Genomic DNA, 19097 nt, shown 5'->3' on the forward strand with positions numbered 1-19097 from the left:
CGCAGAATCCAACTCCGGCCCCGCCTGATCGACGGCTGCCTCACCGCCACCGGCCTGACTATCAACCCACCGACCCCACGCTGAAAACCTCAGTAGCCGGGCGTTGCGGGTCAGGCACTGCTCCAGAGGCGCGGTCATCACCACGGCGGCCGCGGGCACCTGGTGGGCGTGAGCGGCTTCGATCAGACGCCTGCGGACGTCGGCATTGGGGCTGGCAGCGTCTACGACGCAGGTGAGGCCGCGGGCAAGGCGGGGCTCCAGCACAGCGTGCAGAACGAGCATCGCGTCGCTGGTGGCCTCCTGGTCGCCCGCGGCTACTTCCCTGTTGGATCGACGTGTTGAAGCGGATCGGGCAGGGGTGGATGAGTGTTGGGTTGGCGTACGTTCTGGGTGCCGATCGATCGCCAACTGGCGAATGACCGGGTGTCTGTTCTGGCCGGGTGGGAGGACCTGGCCGTACGTGAGGAACGGGTGGGGATTCATCCTGGGGATCCGATTCTTCTCTCTCCGGACTACCGGATCGACGACGTGCTGAGCCGGTACCTGTGCCGGTCGTCGTTCGCCCGCCTCGCACAGGAGACGAAGCGGAACTACACAGACGACTACTGTCTGTTCTTCGATTTCCTGTGGGGCCGCGGGAAGTGGTGGAGCGAGGCGTCGTCGGAGGATCTGTGGGACTTCGAGGAATGGCGGACCCGCTCGCCGCGCAACCCGGCCCGGGTGGGTGGGGCACGGTGGAACCGGGGAGTGGCTGCGCTCACACGGCTGTATGAGTGGGCGGTGCAGCGCGAGTACGTGCTGGCGAATCCGGTGCTGATGCGGACGGTCATTGGCCGGACCGGCGAGGCCCGGTTGGTGCCGGCGGCGCGGGCGAAGAACGCGCGCACGAGCGAGGTGCGCTGGCTGACGCCGCGTGCCTTCCGCCGCTGGGTGGATGTGGGACTGCGCGGGCACGGCGCGGACGGGCTGCCGGAGCCGACGTGGGCGGGTCGGCTGGCCGACCGCAACGCGGCCTTCGCTGATCTGCTGTTCTCCTCCGGGATGCGTCTAACGGAGGGGGCCTCGCTGCTGACGCTGGAGGTGCCGCGTCTCCATCTGGAGGGCGGCCGGTACTACGCGGGGCGTCTGGCGCGGGTGGTGACGAAGTCGAAGCGAGCGCGCACGTTCTATGCCTCCTCTGTCGTGGTGGGTGAGGTCGAGGGGTACGTGGAGTCGTCGCGCGCCCGGGTGGTGCAGCGCGCGCAGGCGGCGGATCGGTACGACGGACTGCCGATGCGGCTGGTGACTCACGAGACGGGTCGGGTCGGCGTCGCCGGCTGTTGCACTGGCGAGACCGAGACGGTGTGGTGGGTCACACGGCCCTGGCGGAGGCGACGGTGGATGAGCGGATGAGCTTGTTCGTCGAGGGTCCGGCCGGTCCGGAGCCGTTGTGGCTGTGGCTAAACGAGGCCGGGCTGCCGTTCCAGCCGGCGTCCTGGGAGGGCGTGTTCCGAACAGCCAATGAGCGGTGCGAGAGCGTGTTGGCACCGGTGATGGGCGAGCCGCCGTTTTGCACCCCGCACATGGCCCGGCACAGCTTCGCCCTGGTCATGCTCGTGGTCCTCAACCACATCATGGACCGGCGCATGGGCCTGACGCCGGAAGAGCGGCGCGACTTCCGGCTGCTGTACGGAGATCCGTGGCGGATGGTGCAGGACCTGCTCGGCCACGCCCAGTTGGAGACCACGAAGCACATCTACCTCAACCCTCGGGAATTGCATCAGACGGGCGAGGATCCGCAGGTCACGAGGTCAGGGCACTGTCCGGCGAGGTCTCCATCCTCCTACAACTTGGCGGTCTGAGCTGGGAGTTTGGCGATCAGATCCCATCTGATGCAAGATTTGCCCTCCGGAAGGGAGGGCGGAAGTGGGTCTTCAGCGACGCGCCGATCTGGCTGGTGCGGCCCATCTGGAGCTGGTCTCCGGGGTGGTCCAACTGCGTCCGCAGGACGCGATGGTCGAGGCGATGCTGCGGGGCTGGCGGGCCCAGCAGGCCGCTCGTGGGCTCCGTGAGGACACGGTCACCGCCCGGGAACGGCTCGTGCATCGGTTTCTGGAGTACACCAACGAGTACCCGTGGGCTTGGACGCCGGGCCACGTGGATGAGTGGTCACTGTGGCTGACCAGCGAGAAGCACCTCGCACCCTCCACGATCCGCAGCTATCAGGGCAGCCTGCGCCTGTTCAGCGAGTTCCTGATCGACGGCCGTTACGGCTGGGCGGTGGCCTGCGAGGACGCCTTCGGCACCCATCCGGTGGCCATCTGCCACGAGTGGAACACCATCGCCCACCTCAACGACTACGAGGGCCGCCCCGAGGCGAGGCCGTTCACCCGCGAGGAGATCCAGCGCTTCCTCGACTACGCCGACGACCAGGTCGAACGGGCGGTACGGGCCAAACGCAAGGGAGCCCTCGCCGCCTACCGGGACGCCACCCTCTTCAAGGTCATCTACGGATGGGGGCTGCGTCGGACCGAGACATCAAAGCTGGATGTGGTCGACTTCGGGCGGAACCCGAAGGCTCCGCAGTTCGGCCGGTACGGCACGCTCAACGTCCGCTATGGCAAGGCCAAGAAGGGCCAGCCGCCCCGGCGCCGCAACGTGCTGTCGGTGCTGGACTGGGCGGTGGAGGCGGTCGCCGACTACGTGGAGAACGTCCGTCCGCGGTTCGGCTGCGAAGATCACCCCGCTTTGTGGGTGACCGAGCGGGGCGGCCGGGTCAAGCCGGCGGAGATCAACGCCCGGTTCGTCGCCTACCGCGACGCCCTGAAGCTCCCGAAGGAGCTGACCGTCCACTCTGCTCGCCACGCCTACGTCACCCACCTCACGGAGGACGGGTTGACCGGCGGTTTCTCCAGCAGCAAGTCGGTCACGAGAATGACAGCTCCACCGCCATCTACACCCACGTCAGCGACGACTTCATGAACACCATGCTCCACAAGGCACTTGCTCCCGCGCTCGCCCCGACCTCCGCAGACAAGGACCGCTGATGGCCGCCAAGCTCGACTACCACTGGCACCTGCGCAAGGTCATGGCCGACCGTGGGCTCTTCTCCACCACCGACCTCATCCCGCTGCTGGACGACCGCGGCATCACCCTGTCCTCCAGCCAGGTCTACCGGCTCGTTGTCGAGCGGCCCGAACGGCTCAGCCTGAAGATCCTCATGGCCCTGCTCGACATCCTCGACTGCACCATGGACGACCTCATCGAGCCCGTGGCCGCAGCGGGTGCCGGGTCAACTACCCGTACAAAGAAGGCTGTTGGTGCCGAGACCGGTGTCGGTGACCTTCGTCCCAAGCGGGCTCGCATCCGCGGTGTCGAGCGGCCGTGACCGCACCGGAGCCCTCCGATCGGGTCATCTCCGATCCGATCGGGCTGATCGTGGACCTGGTCGCGGCGGTCGAACATCGACTGGGGCCTGACCGGATCCGCGCCGTGGTCACGGGTGTCGCGGGCGGCCGCGCGAAGTCACGCCGCCTCGCGGCGCATCTGGCCGAGCGTCCCAGCGTGCTCAGCGACGGACGCTCTCCGGCACCCAGGGCCGTCGGCGACCTGCTCATCGCCCTGCGTGAGGCCGGAGCCCAGGCCATCTCGCCGCCGTGTTGCGCCGAGTGCGGCAGACAGATGCGAACCCTCCAGCGCCGCGGCCAGGACTGGTACTGCTGGAACTGCGGACCACAGCCCGAGACGTGTGCTGCCTGCGGAAACACCCGCCGGGTCGCTTCACGCGACCGATCCGGGCGGCCCCGGTGCGGCAAGTGCCCGGACACCGACGGACGCGACCCCATCGCCGTGATCGGCGCCCTGATCGCCGAACTGGACCCGCAGGCCGGGCAGGAAGTGATCGCCGATGCGGTCCGCCGAGCGGCACCCCGTCCCTCCTACCAGCAGAAACTCGCTTGGGCCCTGGAATCCAACCCCGGCCTGCTGACCGGGGACGGTCACCTCGCACCCCACCGCGCGATCCTCCGGTTGATCGACCTGTCGCACGCGGCCGGCGTCGCCGGGATCGTCCGGCCGGCATGTCCCCGCTGCCGCAGAGTCGTACGCATCGACAAGCCCTTGGGCGGACAGCGGGTCTGCCGCACCTGCATCTCCCACTCCCGCATCGAGGAGTGCTCGGGCTGCGGAGCCCGCCGAGAGCCGGCGACTCGCGACGGTCAAGGTCGGCCGCTGTGTCCGAACTGCCTGGTCAACGACCCGGCGAACCTGGAGACCTGCATCAACTGCGGCCGACGCAAGGTCGTGAACACCCGCACGCCGGACGGTCCGCTCTGTTCGAGCTGTCCCTCCCTGACCTCCGCCACCTGCAGTATCTGCGGCAAGGAGAAGCCCTGCGGCACCTCCCGCGCCACGGGCCGGCCATGGTGTCCGGACTGTCAGCGTCGCTCAGCCTCGTGCTCGGCCTGCGGAGGCGTCGCGGCGGTCGTCTCCGGCACGCTCGAACAGCCCCTTTGCGCGGACTGCACCGCCCCTGAGGTCTGGCACACGTGCCCCACCTGCAGCGATCCCGACTATCCGCACCCCGGCCAGTGCGCTCGCTGCCTCATCAATCGGCGCCTCAACGAACTGCTGGGCCCTCCATCCGATGCCCTCCACCCCGGCCTCGAAGCCCTCCGGAACAACATCGCCACCACCGAACACCCCATCACCGCCAGGCGGTGGCTGAACAAGCCGTCCGTCTCCCCGGTCCTGTCCGACCTCGCGGCCGGCCGACGAGCATTGACACACGAGGCCCTCGACGAACTGCCAGACAGTCCGCCTCTTGCCCACCTCCGCCAAGTACTCGTCGGCGTCGGTGCCCTTCCCGAGCGGGACGAGTACATGGTCCGCCTCGATCGCTTCCTCACCGGCCTCCTCGCATCCCAGCAGGACCCCGAACAGCGCAAAGTCCTGCATCGGTACGCGATCTGGCACCTGGTCCGGCGACTTCGCCGACGCAACAACGGCCGACCCCTTACCCCGCAGCAGTTCATGTCCGCGCGTCAACGCACCCATGCGGCCGTCGCCTTCCTGAACTGGCTGAGGGACCACGGCCTCAATCTGGATACCTGCCGGCAGGCTGACCTAGACCGGTGGCTCACCGACGGCTCCGCCACCTACCGCCAGACGGCCGGACACTTCATACGCTGGGCCCGCACCAACAAGCTCACCACCGTCCACGTCCCCGCCGTCCGATGGAACGGCCCCACCCAGCCGCTCGACGACGAGCACCGCTGGAACACCGCGCGTCGGCTCCTGCACGACGACACGCTCAAGCCCGAAGACCGCCTCGCCGGGCTGCTTCTCCTCCTCTATGCCCAAGGGCCGTCGGCCATCAGCCGGTTGACTATCGAAGACGTCGAGGTCGGCGTTCAGGAAGTACGTCTCCACCTCGGCGATGCACCCGTCCAGTTGCCCGAGCCCGTCGCAGCGCTGGCCCGCGCGGTCACTGCGAACCGCAAAGGCCACGCGACCATCGGAGCCCTGGCCCCGTCATCATGGCTCTTCCCCGGCGGCCAGCCCGGACGCCCGATCAGCACCACACAGCTGACACAACGCCTCAACCAGCTCGGGATCCGGCCCAACCAGGCCCGCAGCACCGCGCTCTTCCAACTCGCCACCGAGATCCCCGCCGCGATCCTCGCCCGCACCCTGGGCATCCACACCGACGTCGCCGTCGCCTGGCAACGTCTCTCCGCGGGCGACTGGGCCACCTACGCCGCCGAGATCAGCCAGCGGGCAAGGCCGACGTGACACTCCCGGAAGGCCACTCGAGGACCGTCAGCTCGGGCCACTGCTCACGCCACCGCGCCGCCTTGGTCTCATAGACCGACCGCGGCGCGAGCACCGGGTTCGGACGAACGACGAGGTTGAACACATCCGAGAGCCCGTGCGGCGCATATACGCGCCACCGGCCGTCGGTCTCCAGACGTACTCCCAGGCAGCACGTCGTCGCGGCGAAGCTGTCGATCGCCGCCTCGGTGGATTCATACGGCGGACACACCACTCCGAACTTGTCCTCATACCAGAGGTGAACCCGTGCCTCGTTCCGGATCTCAACCTCTGCAGGCAGGTCGACGAAGACCTCCCGCCCGGTCTTGATCACGGCATCCTCCGCTTCCCAGGACAGATCGTCGGCGTCGAAGTAGAAGACGTCGTAGTCCTTGATGCCGCTGGTCGGCGGCTTGTCCGTGACCACGTTCCATACGGTCTGAAACAGGCATCCTGCCGTCACATACCACCCAGGCAGATCCAACGTCGCAGTCCGCGTCAGCACCTCCATCAGCACGTCGTTACGCGACAGCGCCGCACGCAGGGACTCAAGTTGCTCGTCGAGAGGAAGTCGGCTGATCACCAGCCCTGCCTACCACAGCTGGCACCGGGACGGACCAGAACCGCCTCGGGCGCCCCCTCAACCCGGAGGCATTCAGATACTTCCAATACCCGACGTCACCATTAGCTCCGGTGGCGGACCTGCAGCTGCGGTCGCTGCTGGCCGACTTCCAGCCAGCCGAAGGCCCCCTGTCAGAGGGGGAGATGACAGAGGTGTTCGCGCGGCTGGCTCGCGAGAGCGAGGGCATTCAGGACCTGGACGACCAGATGGTGGCCCGGTGAGCCGCCGCGGCCGCGCGGCCGCCCTGCCCGACACCCCGCACCAGCGGCCGATGGCCCTGGAACACGGCGGCCTGGTGGTGCTCCACCGGGACCAGCAGGGCCGGGTGCGCGACTACGACTTCGGCACCTTCCCCGCGCCCGAGCCGTGGCAGCGGTCGCTGGCCGTGCTGTTCGCCACCAAGTGCGGCCCGGGCGGTGGCTGGGACAGCGTGGAGACCAGCGAGGCGAGCTGGTACCTGGTCCGGCCCTTCGGCGAGTAGCAAGCTGGAGGCAGCGCCACTGGACGTGGACCGGCTGAGTGCGGCGCACTGGCACGCGTGGCGGCTGAGCCTGCCGCCGAACACGAACGGATACAACAAGTACGCCGCCGTCGCCGGCCTGCTGCAGCACGATGAACGGCTGACACGGCCGGTGCGGGAGGCCATGGCCCAGCGGTTCGCGTGGACGCCGGGCCGCGAAGAGGCCTACACACCGAACGAGTTCACAGCCATCCGGGTGGCAGCGCGGCGCACGTTCCGCGCGGCACTGCTGCGGATTCGGGAGAACACCGAGCATCTGGAGGCGTGGCGGGCGGGCCGGATCGAGCCAGGCGGCACCGGCTGGCTGCTGGGCGAGGCGCTGGACGTGCTGGCCCGCACCGGTGACGTTCCCGTGTATGACAGGCCGCGCACGGTCCGCAGGCGCTACCGGGCGGCGCTGGCCGGTGGCTCGGCACCGTGCACGTGGGGGCGCCTCTTTCTGAGCCGCAAGGAGTCGGCGGCGTTGGCCGTGCTGATCGTCGCGGAGCTCGGTCTGAATGCCACGACGCTGTCGGAGATGCCGGTGCCGCGGGCGCTGCCGGGCACGGCGGAGGCGGGGATGCCGGTCTACCGATTGCGGCTGGAGAAGCGGCGCCGCGCGGGGCACCGCGGCCGGTTCGAGAGCCGCAATGTGACCGACTCCGGCGCCGACTCCTCGGGGCGGGTGATCAGCGAGGCTCTGGAGGCGACCGCGCACGCCCGGGCCCTGATGGGGCAGCTGGATGGGAACATCGACCGGCTGCTCGTCTGGCGTCAGACCACCCCGCATGACGGCCAGGGGTATCGCAGGGCGGTGCGGATCGGCCCGTTCGGGCTGGGGGTGGACGAACTGGCCGGCGGCGACTGGGCGCGCTCGGTGGGACTGCGGGGCTCTCCGTTGCGGCGGCTGCGCAAGACGGTGAACGTGCTGCACCGGCGCGAGCCCGGGCAGAACAGCCAGGACACCCACGACAGCATCTACGTCGTGGGCGATCCGCAGGCCCAGCAGGCGGCGGTGCCGGTGATCGCCGACGGCGCGCTGGAGGCGGTGGATGCCGCCCGCCGCACCGTCTTCACCGCCCGCCTCACCCCGGACGCGGCGGATGGAGACCGGCAGACGGCTACCGCTGGCTGCGCGGGCTGGGAGAACAGCCCGTTCAGCCCGGCCGGGCACGGGTGTGCCGCCTCGTTCCTGCTGTGCACGGCCTGCCCCAATGCCCACGTCAGTCCCGCCCATCATCCGCGCCTGGCCCACCTGCTCAACGCCTTGGAGCACTTGCGCGGCGTGGTGGAGCCGGGCATCTGGCAGGCGGACTGGGCGGATGCCCATGCCCGGCTGACCGACCTGCGCGGCCGACTCGGCGAGCCGGTCTGGCAGGCGGCGCTGGAGACCGTCACCGCATCTGACCGCACGGTCATCGACCAGCTTCTGCAAGGGGACTTCGACCTGTGACCGCTCTGCCTGCCGAACTGCCGGCCCTGCCCTCCTGGGACACGCCGGTCGTCGCGCCGTCGCTGGTCCTGGCGCCCGGCCCCGTGCCGGTGCCGATCTACGCCGATGAGGTGTGGTCGCTGGCCCCGCTGGTCGCCAACCCCAGCGCCGCCCGGCCCGGGCTGGACTGGTCGCGCTTCCCGGCCCCACTGCTGCCGCAGGTGCAGCTGGCCGCCTGGATGATGATCAACACGCCGTTGCCGGCGAGCGTGCTGGTCGGCCATCCGACCTGGCACTCCCGCCTGGGCCCGGCCGGGATCCACCAGAGCGTGCTGCGCTGGCAGCGCTTCTGCGTCTGGCTGCACCGGCAGGAAGGGGGAGGCCTGCACGCTGTCACCGAAGAGGTGTGCATCTCGTGGGCCGGCCATCTGGCCCGGCAGCCGGGCGCCAGCCGCGGCAACGTCACCAAGGACCTGGTGGCCCTGACCCGGTTGTGGGCGTTCGATGCGGCCGGTCCTGCGCCGAGCGGGATGGCGATGCCGCCCTGGCACCGTCTCGGCGTCGACGGCTTCCTGCCCCGGACGCCCAGCCCCCGGCGGGGCGAGAACAGCACGGAGGTGATCTCACCGGCCACCATGGGGCCGCTGCTGATCTGGGCGCTGCGCGTGGTCGACGACTTCGCCGACGACATCCTCGCCGCCTGGGCGGAAAGCCGGCGCATGGCCGACGCCGCCGTGCGTACGCCGGCCACGCCAGATTCGAAGGCCCGACTGAAGAGCTTCTTGCAGGACCTCATCGACCGGGGCCAGCCGGTTCCCTCCCGGGCCAACGCCGGCTACCGCCACGCCCTGGCCAACACCTACATCGCCGCCCGGGCCAGCTGCCCGTCCACGCAGATCAACAACCTGCTGCGGACCGAGCCGTGGCAGCACCTGCTCGCCTACGTCGACGCCAACCCCGGCCCCTGCCCCTTGGCCACGCCGATCACCGGGCGTATCGACGGGGAGCCGTGGACGGTGTTCATCGACTTCACCGAGACCCGCGAGCTCATGCGGCATCTGGGCACGGCGTGCTTCATCGTCCTGGCCTACCTGACCGGGATGCGCCCGGCCGAAGTGCTCGGCCTGCAGGCCGGCTGCTGCCCCGAGGTCACCTCCGGCCGGCACCTGATCTACGGGCGCGAGTTCAAGAACGCCTTCGACGAGGACGGCAACCACCACTCCGCCGGACGCCTGCGCGAGGTCCCCTGGGTGGCCATCCCGCCCGTTGTGCGGGCGATCCGCGTGCTGGAGAGCCTCGTCCCGGCCGACGGGCTGCTGTTCGATGCGGCCGCGCACACCTTCGTGGACATCCCCACCCGCAGCACGGCATCCCTGCGTTTTACGGGGCTGCACTCACGCATCGAGGCCTTCGCCGCCTGGGCCTCCGGTCGCGCCCGGGTCCTGGGCCGGGACGGCGAGGTCGTCCCTGACGACCCTCACGGCCCGATCGGTCTGGCCCGGTTCCGTCGCACCCTGGCCTGGCACATCGCCCGCCGCCCGGGCGGCCTGGTGGCGCTGGCCATCCAGTACGGGCACATGCGCACCGCGGTCAGCGGCGGGTACGCCGCCCGCGGCCGCGACGGCATCCACCAGCTGCTGGACATCGAAACCGCCCGGGCCACCGCCGACACTCTCACCAACCTCCACGACGACCTCGCCCGCGGGGTGGGCATCTCCGGTCCGGCCGCTCGCCGCGCGATCCACGCCGCGGCGCAGGCGCCAACCTTCGCCGGGTCGATCCGCACCCACCGCCAGGCCCGCGACATCCTCGGCAACCCGGCCCTGACCGTCTACGACAACCCGCGCTCCTTGCTGATGTGCGTCTACAACCGGGAGCGAGCCCTGTGCCACCGCATGGACGCCGACGACGCCCCGCGCCTGGACCGCTGCAGGCCGTCGTGCGCGAACATTGCGCGCACCGACCACCATGCCGCCCAGCTCCTTCAGCACGCCCAAGCCCTGGAGAAGCAGGCCGCCTCCGAAACGGTTCCCGGCCCCCTCGCCGACCGCCTCGCCCGCCGCGCCGTGCAGCTGCGCGCGCTCGCCGACCGCCACGAGCACGACCGCATCCACCGACAGGAGCCGACTCCATGAGCCCAGCCCCCGACGAACGCGACCGCATCCGCGCGGCGATGGAACGCATCCTGTCTGGCCATCCAGAGCACTCCAACGGCGCCCTGACCATCGTCGCACTCGCCGCGGAAGCCGGCGTGCCTCGCAACGCGCTCACCCAACGCCACCCGGACCTGAAGAACCAGTTCTACGACAAGGTCCGCGTCCGCGGGCAGACTCCCGACAGTGAGAAGCGGTTGCGCCAGCAGGTCAGGCGGCTGAAGGAGCTGCGGGCCGCAGACGCCGAAGAGATCGCTCGGCTGAAAGCCGACGTCGAAGCGCTGGTGGGTGCCCTGCACCAGTCCACCGTTGAGAACCGTGTACTGCGGCAGCAGCAAGCTCACGGCGGTAGCGTGGTCCGAATGCTGCCCACACAGCCCCGAATTGGCCCAGGGCAGTGAGGACCTTCCCCTTAGTCCCGTTCGCCGGCCGCCAGCCCGCTTTCAGCGCCGGCGGCGGTGCCGAACCGGGAAGCATCCGATCGGCGGCAGAGAGCGCCTGGCGGAGAGTATCCGGGTCGTGGCGTGCTCGGCGGGAGCGGTCACCGTGCGGGCAGTCCGGTGCGTCGCAGCCATGCCTCGACTTCGGTGTCGGCGTCGTTGACTTCTTCGCCGCGTACCGCCAGGCCCTCGGCGATGGTCGCGCCGGGGCATGAGGCGGCGTAGTCGCGTTCGGTGGTGCCCAGGCCGCTCATGGCGTAGGTGGTGACCGGGTGGATGGTCTTGCCGCGGAAGTCGAGGGCTTCGGTGAACGTCGTCATGATCATGGGTGCTCGGACGTTCCAGATGGGGCTGGCCAACAGGATGGTGTCGTAGCCGTCGAGCAAGGGCAGGCGGCCGTTGACGGCCGGGCGGGCGTCGGTGTCCTGTTCGCGGACGTTGCGCTGAACGGTGGCGTCGTAGTCGTGCGGGTAGGGGTCGGCGGCCTGGATGCGATAGGTGTCGCAGGTGATGCGGCTGCCGATCTTGTTGGCCGGCACCTCGGTGTTGCCGACCTTCAGGTCGGTACGGCCGCCGTAGGAGTAGTTCTCGCCCGGTCGGGAGAAGTAAGCCAGCAGGACTCGCTTCACGTTGCTTCCGGTCGTCGCGGCAGACGGGGAGGAGGTAGGGGTGCCGGGCCGCGGGGAGGACGATGAGCAGGCCGCCAGGTAGGTCGCGCTCAAAGCGGCGGTTGCGCTCAGCAGCGTGCCGCGCAGAACGGTGCGCCGGCTCGGCAGGGCGGTGTCGGCGAGGTGCTGTGGCGTGATCACGGTGGGCGGCTCCCGGTGAACCGGACTGGATGGGGCCGGGCGGGTGCCCTGGACGTCTGCTTCCGGGGCACCCGCCCGGCGAGGGGCGTCTGGTGGTGCTTCAGCTGTCCAGGCGGCGCCCGGCGAGCCAGGTGACCATCTCGGGGTCGTGGTGGTCGAAGAACAGGGAGCTGCCGGTGTCGAGGGTGGCGATCTGGGCCATCTGCTCGTCGGTGAGCTGGAAGTCGAAGACGTCGATGTTCTCGGCCATGCGCTCGGCACGTACGGACTTGGGGATGGCGACGACGCCGCGCTGGGTGAGCCAGCGCAGCACGACCTGGGCGACGGACTTGCCGTGCTCCTTGCCGATCTCGGCGAGCAGGGGGTTGGTGAACAGGTCGTTCTTGCCTTCGGCGAAGCCGCCCCAGGACTGGATCTGCACCCCGTGTTCGCGCATGAGGTCCTGGTAGTCGGTGCGCTGGAAGAAGGGGTGGGTCTCGATCTGGTTGACGGCCGGGGTGATCTCGTTGTTGAGGATCAGGTCGATCAGCCGGTCGGGGTAGAAGTTGGCGACGCCGATCGCCTTGGCCAGGCCCTCGCGGTTGAGTGCCTCCATGGCGCGCCACTGGCCGTAGACGTCGCCGAAGGGCTGGTGCATCAGGTACAGGTCGAGGTAGTCCAGTCCCAGCTTGTTCAGCGAGGTCTCGAACGCGCGGCGGGTGTTGTCCTGGGCGGGGGCGTCCTGGACCCACAGCTTGGTGGTGACGAACAGTTCCTCGCGCGGGATGCCGCTGGACTTGATGGCGCGGCCGACGGCTTCTTCGTTGCCGTAGGCGGCGGCGGTGTCCAGCAGGCGGTAGCCAGCGGCCAGGGCCTCGGAGACGGCGCGCTCGGTGTCCTCGGCGGGGATCTGGTAGACGCCGAAGCCGAGGATCGGCATCTCGACGCCGTTGTTCAAGGTCACGTGCTGCATGGGGGAGGTCCTTCGCTGTGCGGGTGGGGGCGGGTGGTCAGGGGCGGATGAGGGCCTTGAGGACCTGGCGGTCGGCCATGGCCCGGTAGGCGTCCGGGGCCTGGTCGAGGGGGAAGGTGCGGTCGAAGACGCGTCCGGGGGTGATGGTGCCGTCCAGGACGTCGGGCAGGAGCTGTTCGATGTAGGCGCGGGCGGGGCTGGCGCCGCCGGTCAGGGTGATGTTGCGCATGAACTCAGCGGGGCCGATCGGTCCCTGTTCGTACTGGGGGACGCCCAGGCGGCTGATGGTGCCGCCGTCCAGGACCGCGCCGAGCGCGGTGTCGAGGGCCTGGCGGGTGCCGACGGCCTCGATGACCTTGTCCACGCCGCCGGTCAGCTCGCGGATGCGGGCGATGCCCTCCTCGCCGCGTTCGGCGACCACGTCGGTGGCGCCGAACGCTCGGCCCAGGCTGGTGCGGGCTTCGTGGCGGCCCGCGAGCACGATCCGCTCGGCACCGAGCCGCTTGGCGGCGATCACCGCGCACAGGCCGACCGCGCCGTCCCCGACGACGAGCACCGCATTCCCGCGGCCGACGCCGGCGGTGACGGCGCCGTGGTGGCCGGTGGTCATCACGTCCGACAGTGCCAGCAGCGACGGGATCAGCGCGGAGTCGGCGGCCACCGGCAGCTTCACCAGGGTGCCCTCGGCATACGGGACGCGGACGGCTTCGCCCTGCCCGCCGTCGACGCCGTCAAAGCCGTACCGGCCGCCGTTGCGGCAGGAGATGTGCAGGCCCTTGGCGCAGTAGTCGCAGGTGTTGTCGCTGTAGGTGAACGGGGCGACGACCAGGTCACCGGCCTTCAGGCCGGTCACCTTCGCGCCGGTCTCCTCGACGACGCCGAGGAACTCGTGGCCCATGGGGCGGCCGGCGTCGGTGGCAGGCATCGACGCATAGGGCCACAGGTCGCTGCCGCACACACAGGAGGCGACGACGCGCACCACGGCGTCGGTGGGCTGGACGATCTTCGGGTCGGGCCGGTCCTCGACGCGGACGTCACCGGCTCCGTACATCACTGCTGCACGCATGAGGGGGATTGCTCCAAACAGGGGGGTGGGGAGGGGCGCGACGGGGATGTGTCAGCGCTCCAGCATCCGGGCCTGGGCCTCGGTGTGGGTGGCGCCGGCGGCGGGCGGCAGGCTGGAGAGCCGGTCGAGCTGCTCGGCGGTGAGGGTGACGGCGTCGGCGGCGGTGTTCTCCTCGACCCGGCTGACGCGCTTGGTGCCGGGGATCGGGGCGATGTCGTCGCCCTGGGCGAGCAGCCAGGCCAGCGCCACCTGACCGGGCGTGGCACCGGCCTCGTCGGCCAGGGCCTTGACCTCGTCGGCGAGCGCCAGGTTGTGCTGGAAGTTCTCGCTGGTGAAGCGCGGGTTGTCGCGACGGAAGTCGTTCTCGTCGAACTGGTCGGTGGAGCGGACCGTACCGGTCAGGAAGCCGCGACCGAGCGGGGAGAACGGCACCAGGCCGATGTTCAGCTCCCGCAGGACGGGCAGCACGCGTTCCTCGATTCCCCGGGTGAACAGGGAGTACTCGGACTGGACCGCGGTGACGGGCTGGACGGCGTGGGCCCGGCGGATGGTATCCGGACCGGCCTCGGAGAGCCCGAAGGCGCGGACCTTGCCCTCGTCGATCAGCTCCTTCACGGCGCCGGCGGTCTCCTCGATCGGCGTGTTCGGATCGACGCGGTGCTGGTAGTACAGGTCGATGTAGTCGGTGCCCAGCCGCCTGAGGGAGCCCTCGACCGCGGTGCGAATGTTGGCAGGGCTGGAGTCCAGATTCCACGCACCCTCGCCGCCGTGCGAGACCAGGCCGAACTTGGTGGCCAGCACCACCTGGTCCCGGCGGCCCTTCAGCGCCCGCCCGAGCAGCTCCTCGTTGGTGTAGGGGCCGTAGATCTCCGCGGTGTCGATCAGCGTGACGCCCAGCTCCAAGGCTCGGTGCACGGTCCGGATCGACTCCGCGTCATCGGTGCTGGAGCCGGTGTAGCCGTGGGACATGCCCATCGCGCCCAGCCCGATCCGGGAAACGTCCAGGTCACGCAGCTTGATGTACCGCATCTCGCACTCTTCCGATCATGGGTCTCGCCTGGTCTGTCACTCTTGCCCGGCCCGGCAGGCCGTGCCCGTCGAAGCCGGGCGACGCAAGAGGCCGGCGTCTTCCTCATTCACCTTCGCCCGGATCGCTCGGGTGTGGCAGGGCGTGCTCTTCAGGGGTAATGACAGGGCCCCCCTCCCCTCCGCGGCACGGCTGCCCACCGGGTGAAACTGGAGTCATGGCATCCCAGAGCGCGAACAGCGAAGGCGCCGAGCTGGGCCGCTTCCTGCGCGCCCGCCGCACCCAGACCAGCCCCGAGCACGTCGGTCTTACCGTCGGCGCCGGCATCCGCCGCACTCCCGGACTGCGCCGCGAGGAGCTGGCCACCCTCGCCGGCATCAGCATCGACTACTACGTGCGCCTGGAACGCGGCAAGGAGACCCGCCCCAGCCCCGCCGTCCTCGACTCCCTCGCCCGCGCCCTGCACATGGACGACCAGGAGCACCAGCACCTGCGCGAGCTCGCCGCCCGCGCCGCCCGCTACGCCCCCGAGCCGCCGCCGGCCCCCAGCCGCACCGTGCGGCCTCACCTCAAGCTGCTGCTGGAGTCCCTGCGGCCGAACCCCGCGTACGTCATCAGCCGCAGCATGGACATGCTCGCCTGGAACCCCGGCGGCCTCGCCCTGTACGCGGGCCTGGAAGACTGGCCGGCCAAACACCGCAACCTGGCCCGCTACCTCTTCCTCCACCCGGCCGCGCGGGATCTCTTCGGCGACTGGGACCGCCAGATCACCGCCTGCGTCGCCCGCCTGCGCGCCGTCGCCGGCACCGCCCCCGACGCCCCGGACCTGACCAACCTCGTCGGCGAGCTCCTCCTCAAGAGCCCCGACTTCGCCCGGCTGTGGGAACGCTACGAGGTCACCGGCCGCAAGCCCGCCCAGAAGACCTTCCACCACCCCCGCGTCGGCACCCTCACGCTCACCTCCCAGTCCATGCAGCTGGAAGGAACCCCCGGCCAGCGCATCGGTGTCTACACCGCCGAACCCGGCACACCCGACCACGACGCCATGCTCCTGCTCGACATGACCGCGTCCGCAGCCGTGCCCCACCGGGAAGTTCCGCACGCATCGCCCTGACCACTGTTCTCACAAACGGTCCTTTGCGAGACATGCTCGTCCGTTGAGCAAATTCAGCCCAACCTGATCATCGGCAAGCTCAAGCGGCAAAACCCTTCCGTTGCCAGCATTTACCGGGCTTCATCCCGCAGAAGCCGACCTGCCTGTTCAGGGCCTGCTGGACAGCATCACCTCACGCGACGGCGCGAGCTGAAGCTCCGGTCAGCCGCTCATGAAGACCGGGCTCCGCACAGCGGGCGCAGGAGTCGCCAGCGGGACGCTGGCTCAACACGTTGGACTTGACAGAGAAGTAGCCGGAGACCCGTTCGCGGTACGCGTCCAGTTCCAGCCGGTAGGAGGCGGGCCAGGTGCGTGCGAGGGCGGACTGGCCGGAGCCGTTCACGCCGATCAGGGCGATCACGGCGGGCTCGGGGAGCGCGTGGTTCATTACGGGGTCTCCCCTGTCTCGCTTCGGAAGGGGTTCAGAGAGCCGGGGGCGACCGGCTGTTGTTTTGGTGACACGCGGACTGGGCGCTTGAACAGGTGAGGGCCTTCTGGGTTCGGTGTGGATTGCGAAGTCTGCAGCGACGCCCAGGAGGCCCTCGTGTCCCGCCGTAATGCCCCGCTGACCCCGACCGGCAGGCTGCGTCTGGCCCGGTGTGTCGTCGAGGACGGCGGTCAGCGGGTGGCGGTCGACGGGCCGCCGCTCGGCACCGCGTTCTCGCTGCACGACGTGGCGGTGTTCTGGAGCGGGCCAGCCTGGAGGGCTGGGACGAGCTGGACGTCGCCGCGCACGCCGAGCTGATCGACTGGCGGGGCGGCGGCCCCGACGAGGGGGAGCACCTACGTGGCCTTCCCCGGTGCGGCGGGCGTGACAAGTGCCGCTGGTCCCCCCAGCGGGCCGCTCGCTGCGCGTGCTACTCCCCCACGGTGATCTTCTCGTTGTCGAGGAGGGCGGTGTGCATCGCCGCCGTGATGAGCAGCAGGACCATGAGGAATCCCGGCACGGGACTGTCGTCCTTCGTATTCGGGCTGATCGCGAACGCCACGGAGAACACGGCGATCTCCCCGACGACGTAGGTGATGGCCAGCCACGGCTTCACGACACCTTTTGACCGCGGCGACCACGAACGGGACCGCGGCCTCCAACCCGGCGGAGACGATCGGCACCAGCGTCCACACGAGCTTGGCGATGATGCTGTTGAACATGCGCGGGCGGGTGGGCGTCAAGGGCTGGTTGAAGTACGGATTGGTGGCCAAGGCGCGCTCCCCTGCGGCTGAGTGCCAGGGCAGTTTGCTGTGATCGGGGCGACCTGTCAGCCGTTTCGGCGGTGTCGGTGCGCATGGCTGCTGTCGTATCGGCGACGATGCAGTCGCGGCGGCAGTCCAGCCAGCGCAGCCCGTGGTCTGGTACGTCGATTCGGCAAGCGGCGACGGCGGGAATTCCGTAGGCGAGGCAGGGATGCCGGTGGGGTGATGCGGGCTTGATAGCCGGAGTGGCGGTGGAAACAACAGCGCGGCCGGGGTGACGCCGAATCTGTCGCGACGAAGTTTGGCGTGGTCACCGAAGATGGGTGACCACGGGCGGCTCGTGCCGCCGAAGTTTGAGCTGCGGGCGGGGTGCGAGTACCTGGCCCACAGCAATTGCCTCCCACATGCGGCTCCCAGCCGTCAGGATTCTCCTATGGACTCAGGGGTGTCTGCCGTCGTGGGTGCAGCCGTGGGAGTGGTGGGGACCACCCTCGCGGCTGCTGCTGCAGGCTTATCGGCTCAGCGACAAGTCAGGGCAGAACACCGGCACTGGCGGCGGCAACTCCGCCGCGACGCGTACTCGGCATTCACGGCTCGGGCGGACGAGCTGCGCAAGATACTCAAAGAGATCAATCGCGAGCTGATCACACCGGGAGCGAATCTCGAGGGCGTCCGGACTGCCCTCGATGGCGCCCGCGGACTGCTGAACGGCGGGCTCGCCGACGCTCAGGCGACGGTGGAGATCGAAGGGCCCGAGAAGCTGGCGCGCATGGCGGAGGAACTGTCTCGCTCGCTCTCGGCGTGCGTCGCCGCCATCAGCGCGGCCACCCTCGGGCACCGCGCTGGCGGTTCCTCCGTAGTGACGGATCCCTCAGGTATCAGGCGATTCCTTGACCACGCATCGTCGAAGCGTACCCAGTTCGTCGAACACGCTCGAAGGACCATCGACGTGTGAAGCCAGCAGTCGGCGCTGGCACCTCAGGTGCTCAATCTTCGCTGAGACAGCGGCCCGAGGGTGTCGGTGACGATGCTCCGCTTGCGGCGCACGATCTTCATCGGCGCGTCCGTGCCCTGGCCGGCGATCGGCACATTGGTGGAGGTTTTGATGCTCGGTGCGTCGACCACGCACGCGGACGACTTCGCTCATCAGCCTTCCTTCTGCCGTAACAGCCTGCACAGCACGCCTGTGAGCTGCATCCCGCAGCACGTTCTGGCTGCCCTCGTGCTTGACCATCCCCGACGGCACCTCCAGCCGAAACGAACCCGGTACGGTCTCGACGTCGGCCGCGCAGGGCAGCGCATCCAAGGGCCAGGGCCCGTCGGCGGCGCGGTCGGAGAGGACCGCGACCACCAACGTCTACGACACGAGGGCATGAAGCCGATGGTGGCCGGTCACCAAACGAGTCACGCCCCCCACCGAGGCCGTCACTTCAAGCCCCCAACGCCTCCACGCCGAAAAGGCCTACGACGTCCCTGATCTGCGTAAATGGTTACACGGTAAACACACGGGCGCACGCATCGTCCAGCGAACGACTCGGCCGCCGCAGATGGGCCATCGAACGTACCCCGTCCTGCTGACCGGCTACCGACGACTCAGCCACCGCTACGAGCGCCATCCCCGCAACTACCTGGCCTTCCTCGGACTCGCCGCAGCCATCTGCAAACTGATCTGGGTCATCACATGCAGCCACGGCGGGTCAGATGTTGGTGCCGTCCGCCGGAACACCCTCGGGCAGCCCGGCCGCCGGGCCAGTGCCCTCGTCGGCGCCCGGACACGCGGTGTCCAGGGTATATGCGGTCATCGACAGCGAGCCGTAGGTGTAGCCATCGACGAGGATCTCCGCTCCGCGCCCGGATGCAGCCGCGAGCGGGTCTGTACGGTGAGTGGTGTAACTCCCCAGCTGGAAGCGACAGTTGATGACTGACGTGACGAGTGACGCCGAGGCCGGGAAGGCCGCTGTGA

At 69.6% G+C, this 19097-nt stretch carries 23 protein-coding genes and 2 pseudogenes; 15 read left to right on the top strand and 10 right to left on the bottom strand.

The window, feature by feature from the left end:
• A partial coding sequence (locus ACIPM1_RS32810; protein WP_402440875.1) for an AAA family ATPase occupies positions 1–483 on the bottom strand: 483 nt, incomplete at its 3' end.
• On the opposite strand from ACIPM1_RS32810, the gene ACIPM1_RS32815 reads away from it, so the two are divergent.
• The 5 genes from ACIPM1_RS32815 (at position 391) to ACIPM1_RS32835 (ending at position 5772) form a co-directional block, all read left to right on the top strand.
• Positions 391–1392: a hypothetical protein gene (locus ACIPM1_RS32815; protein ID WP_402440914.1), complete on the top strand. Its 1002-nt coding sequence runs from the start codon at positions 391–393 to the stop codon at positions 1390–1392. The genes ACIPM1_RS32810 and ACIPM1_RS32815 overlap by 93 nt on opposite strands.
• The gene (locus tag ACIPM1_RS32820) at positions 1389–1841 is read left to right on the top strand and encodes a hypothetical protein (protein ID WP_402440877.1); all 453 of its coding nucleotides are present in this window, start codon (positions 1389–1391) and stop codon (positions 1839–1841) included. Before ACIPM1_RS32815 ends, ACIPM1_RS32820 begins: the two co-directional genes overlap by 4 nt.
• A gap of 64 nt (positions 1842–1905) precedes the next feature.
• Positions 1906–2961, top strand: a complete 1056-nt coding sequence (locus ACIPM1_RS32825) for a tyrosine-type recombinase/integrase (RefSeq protein ID WP_402440879.1) — start codon at positions 1906–1908, stop codon at positions 2959–2961.
• 64 nt (positions 2962–3025) lie between these two features.
• On the top strand, positions 3026–3367 hold the full coding sequence (locus ACIPM1_RS32830) for a helix-turn-helix domain-containing protein (protein ID WP_402440881.1): 342 nt from the start codon (positions 3026–3028) through the stop codon (positions 3365–3367).
• Positions 3364–5772: a site-specific integrase gene (locus ACIPM1_RS32835; protein ID WP_402440883.1), complete on the top strand. Its 2409-nt coding sequence runs from the start codon at positions 3364–3366 to the stop codon at positions 5770–5772. The genes ACIPM1_RS32830 and ACIPM1_RS32835 overlap by 4 nt, the downstream gene beginning before the upstream one ends.
• Here the strand turns inward: ACIPM1_RS32835 and ACIPM1_RS32840 are convergent.
• A complete protein-coding gene (locus ACIPM1_RS32840) occupies positions 5747–6373 on the bottom strand; it encodes a nucleotidyltransferase family protein (RefSeq protein ID WP_402440885.1) in 627 nt (208 codons plus the stop codon). The two genes, ACIPM1_RS32835 and ACIPM1_RS32840, sit on opposite strands and share 26 nt — an antisense overlap.
• 110 nt (positions 6374–6483) lie before the next feature.
• On the opposite strand from ACIPM1_RS32840, the gene ACIPM1_RS32845 reads away from it, so the two are divergent.
• From ACIPM1_RS32845 to ACIPM1_RS32865, 5 genes are read left to right on the top strand one after another with little or no spacing between them, the layout of a single operon-like run.
• Positions 6484–6633: a hypothetical protein gene (locus tag ACIPM1_RS32845; protein WP_402440887.1), complete on the top strand. Its 150-nt coding sequence runs from the start codon at positions 6484–6486 to the stop codon at positions 6631–6633.
• The gene (locus tag ACIPM1_RS32850) at positions 6630–6893 is read left to right on the top strand and encodes a hypothetical protein (protein ID WP_402440888.1); all 264 of its coding nucleotides are present in this window, start codon (positions 6630–6632) and stop codon (positions 6891–6893) included. Before ACIPM1_RS32845 ends, ACIPM1_RS32850 begins: the two co-directional genes overlap by 4 nt.
• A gap of 25 nt (positions 6894–6918) precedes the next feature.
• Complete coding sequence (locus ACIPM1_RS32855; protein WP_402440890.1) at positions 6919–8364, top strand: hypothetical protein; 1446 nt, start codon at positions 6919–6921, stop codon at positions 8362–8364.
• Positions 8361–10478 carry an integrase gene (locus ACIPM1_RS32860; RefSeq protein WP_402440892.1) on the top strand — a complete coding sequence of 706 codons (2118 nt, stop codon included), beginning with the start codon at positions 8361–8363 and terminating at the stop codon, positions 10476–10478. The genes ACIPM1_RS32855 and ACIPM1_RS32860 overlap by 4 nt, the downstream gene beginning before the upstream one ends.
• Positions 10475–10897, top strand: a complete 423-nt coding sequence (locus ACIPM1_RS32865; RefSeq protein WP_402440894.1) for a hypothetical protein — start codon at positions 10475–10477, stop codon at positions 10895–10897. Before ACIPM1_RS32860 ends, ACIPM1_RS32865 begins: the two co-directional genes overlap by 4 nt.
• A gap of 140 nt (positions 10898–11037) precedes the next feature.
• On the opposite strand, the gene ACIPM1_RS32870 is transcribed toward ACIPM1_RS32865, so the two are convergent.
• The 4 genes from ACIPM1_RS32870 to ACIPM1_RS32885 form a co-directional block, all read right to left on the bottom strand.
• On the bottom strand, positions 11038–11745 hold the full coding sequence (locus ACIPM1_RS32870; protein WP_402440896.1) for a flavodoxin: 708 nt from the start codon (positions 11743–11745) through the stop codon (positions 11038–11040).
• Positions 11746–11845: 100 nt separating this feature from the next.
• On the bottom strand, positions 11846–12697 hold the full coding sequence (locus ACIPM1_RS32875) for an aldo/keto reductase (protein ID WP_402440898.1): 852 nt from the start codon (positions 12695–12697) through the stop codon (positions 11846–11848).
• 37 nt (positions 12698–12734) lie between these two features.
• Positions 12735–13763 (bottom strand): zinc-binding dehydrogenase, encoded by a 1029-nt coding sequence (locus tag ACIPM1_RS32880; RefSeq protein WP_402440900.1) that lies wholly within the window; start codon positions 13761–13763, stop codon positions 12735–12737.
• Positions 13764–13814: 51 nt separating this feature from the next.
• Entirely contained in the window at positions 13815–14792 is a 978-nt protein-coding gene (locus ACIPM1_RS32885) for an aldo/keto reductase (RefSeq protein WP_402440902.1), read from the bottom strand.
• A gap of 215 nt (positions 14793–15007) precedes the next feature.
• Here ACIPM1_RS32885 and ACIPM1_RS32890 point away from each other — a divergent pair, with 215 nt between their 5' ends.
• A complete protein-coding gene (locus tag ACIPM1_RS32890; protein ID WP_402440904.1) occupies positions 15008–15904 on the top strand; it encodes a helix-turn-helix transcriptional regulator in 897 nt (298 codons plus the stop codon).
• Positions 15905–16076: 172 nt separating this feature from the next.
• On the opposite strand, the gene ACIPM1_RS32895 is transcribed toward ACIPM1_RS32890, so the two are convergent.
• Positions 16077–16331: a hypothetical protein gene (locus ACIPM1_RS32895; protein WP_402440906.1), complete on the bottom strand. Its 255-nt coding sequence runs from the start codon at positions 16329–16331 to the stop codon at positions 16077–16079.
• A gap of 156 nt (positions 16332–16487) precedes the next feature.
• Here ACIPM1_RS32895 and ACIPM1_RS32900 point away from each other — a divergent pair, with 156 nt between their 5' ends.
• A complete protein-coding gene (locus ACIPM1_RS32900; protein ID WP_402440916.1) occupies positions 16488–16688 on the top strand; it encodes a hypothetical protein in 201 nt (66 codons plus the stop codon).
• Positions 16689–16800: 112 nt separating this feature from the next.
• On the opposite strand, the gene ACIPM1_RS32905 is transcribed toward ACIPM1_RS32900, so the two are convergent.
• Positions 16801–16986, bottom strand: a complete 186-nt coding sequence (locus ACIPM1_RS32905; protein WP_402440908.1) for a hypothetical protein — start codon at positions 16984–16986, stop codon at positions 16801–16803.
• An 8-nt stretch (positions 16987–16994) separates the two neighbouring features.
• Between ACIPM1_RS32905 and ACIPM1_RS32910 the strand changes: the two genes are divergently transcribed.
• Complete coding sequence (locus ACIPM1_RS32910; protein ID WP_402440910.1) at positions 16995–17186, top strand: hypothetical protein; 192 nt, start codon at positions 16995–16997, stop codon at positions 17184–17186.
• Between the two features lie 405 nt (positions 17187–17591).
• Positions 17592–18089, top strand: a complete 498-nt coding sequence (locus tag ACIPM1_RS32915; protein WP_402440912.1) for a hypothetical protein — start codon at positions 17592–17594, stop codon at positions 18087–18089.
• A gap of 47 nt (positions 18090–18136) precedes the next feature.
• On the opposite strand, the pseudogene ACIPM1_RS32920 reads toward ACIPM1_RS32915, so the two are convergent.
• Positions 18137–18277: pseudogene (locus ACIPM1_RS32920) on the bottom strand (IS5/IS1182 family transposase); the annotation flags it as partial.
• A 223-nt stretch (positions 18278–18500) separates the two neighbouring features.
• Here ACIPM1_RS32920 and ACIPM1_RS32925 point away from each other — a divergent pair.
• Positions 18501–18795: pseudogene (locus tag ACIPM1_RS32925) on the top strand (IS5/IS1182 family transposase); the annotation flags it as partial.
• A 36-nt stretch (positions 18796–18831) separates the two neighbouring features.
• Here ACIPM1_RS32925 and ACIPM1_RS32930 read toward each other — a convergent pair.
• On the bottom strand, positions 18832–19097 hold a 266-nt coding region (locus ACIPM1_RS32930; RefSeq protein ID WP_402440918.1), incomplete at its 5' end, for a hypothetical protein.

It is taken from the genome of Streptomyces sp. NPDC086766 (genome assembly GCF_044746005.1).
Lineage (GTDB): Bacteria > Actinomycetota > Actinomycetes > Streptomycetales > Streptomycetaceae > Streptomyces.

What these genes read in the sequence shown, in the direction of transcription:
- ACIPM1_RS32820 (WP_402440877.1), top strand. Translation starts at nt 1,389, where the DNA reads ATGAGCTTGTTCGTCGAGGGTCCGGCCGGTCCGGAGCCGTTGTGGCTG.
- ACIPM1_RS32830 (WP_402440881.1), top strand. Translation starts at nt 3,026, where the DNA reads ATGGCCGCCAAGCTCGACTACCACTGGCACCTGCGCAAGGTCATGGCC.
- ACIPM1_RS32865 (WP_402440894.1), top strand. Translation starts at nt 10,475, where the DNA reads ATGAGCCCAGCCCCCGACGAACGCGACCGCATCCGCGCGGCGATGGAA.
- ACIPM1_RS32875 (WP_402440898.1), bottom strand. Translation starts at nt 12,697, where the DNA reads ATGCAGCACGTGACCTTGAACAACGGCGTCGAGATGCCGATCCTCGGC.
- ACIPM1_RS32880 (WP_402440900.1), bottom strand. Translation starts at nt 13,763, where the DNA reads ATGCGTGCAGCAGTGATGTACGGAGCCGGTGACGTCCGCGTCGAGGAC.
- ACIPM1_RS32885 (WP_402440902.1), bottom strand. Translation starts at nt 14,792, where the DNA reads ATGCGGTACATCAAGCTGCGTGACCTGGACGTTTCCCGGATCGGGCTG.
- ACIPM1_RS32890 (WP_402440904.1), top strand. Translation starts at nt 15,008, where the DNA reads ATGGCATCCCAGAGCGCGAACAGCGAAGGCGCCGAGCTGGGCCGCTTC.
- ACIPM1_RS32895 (WP_402440906.1), bottom strand. Translation starts at nt 16,331, where the DNA reads ATGAACCACGCGCTCCCCGAGCCCGCCGTGATCGCCCTGATCGGCGTG.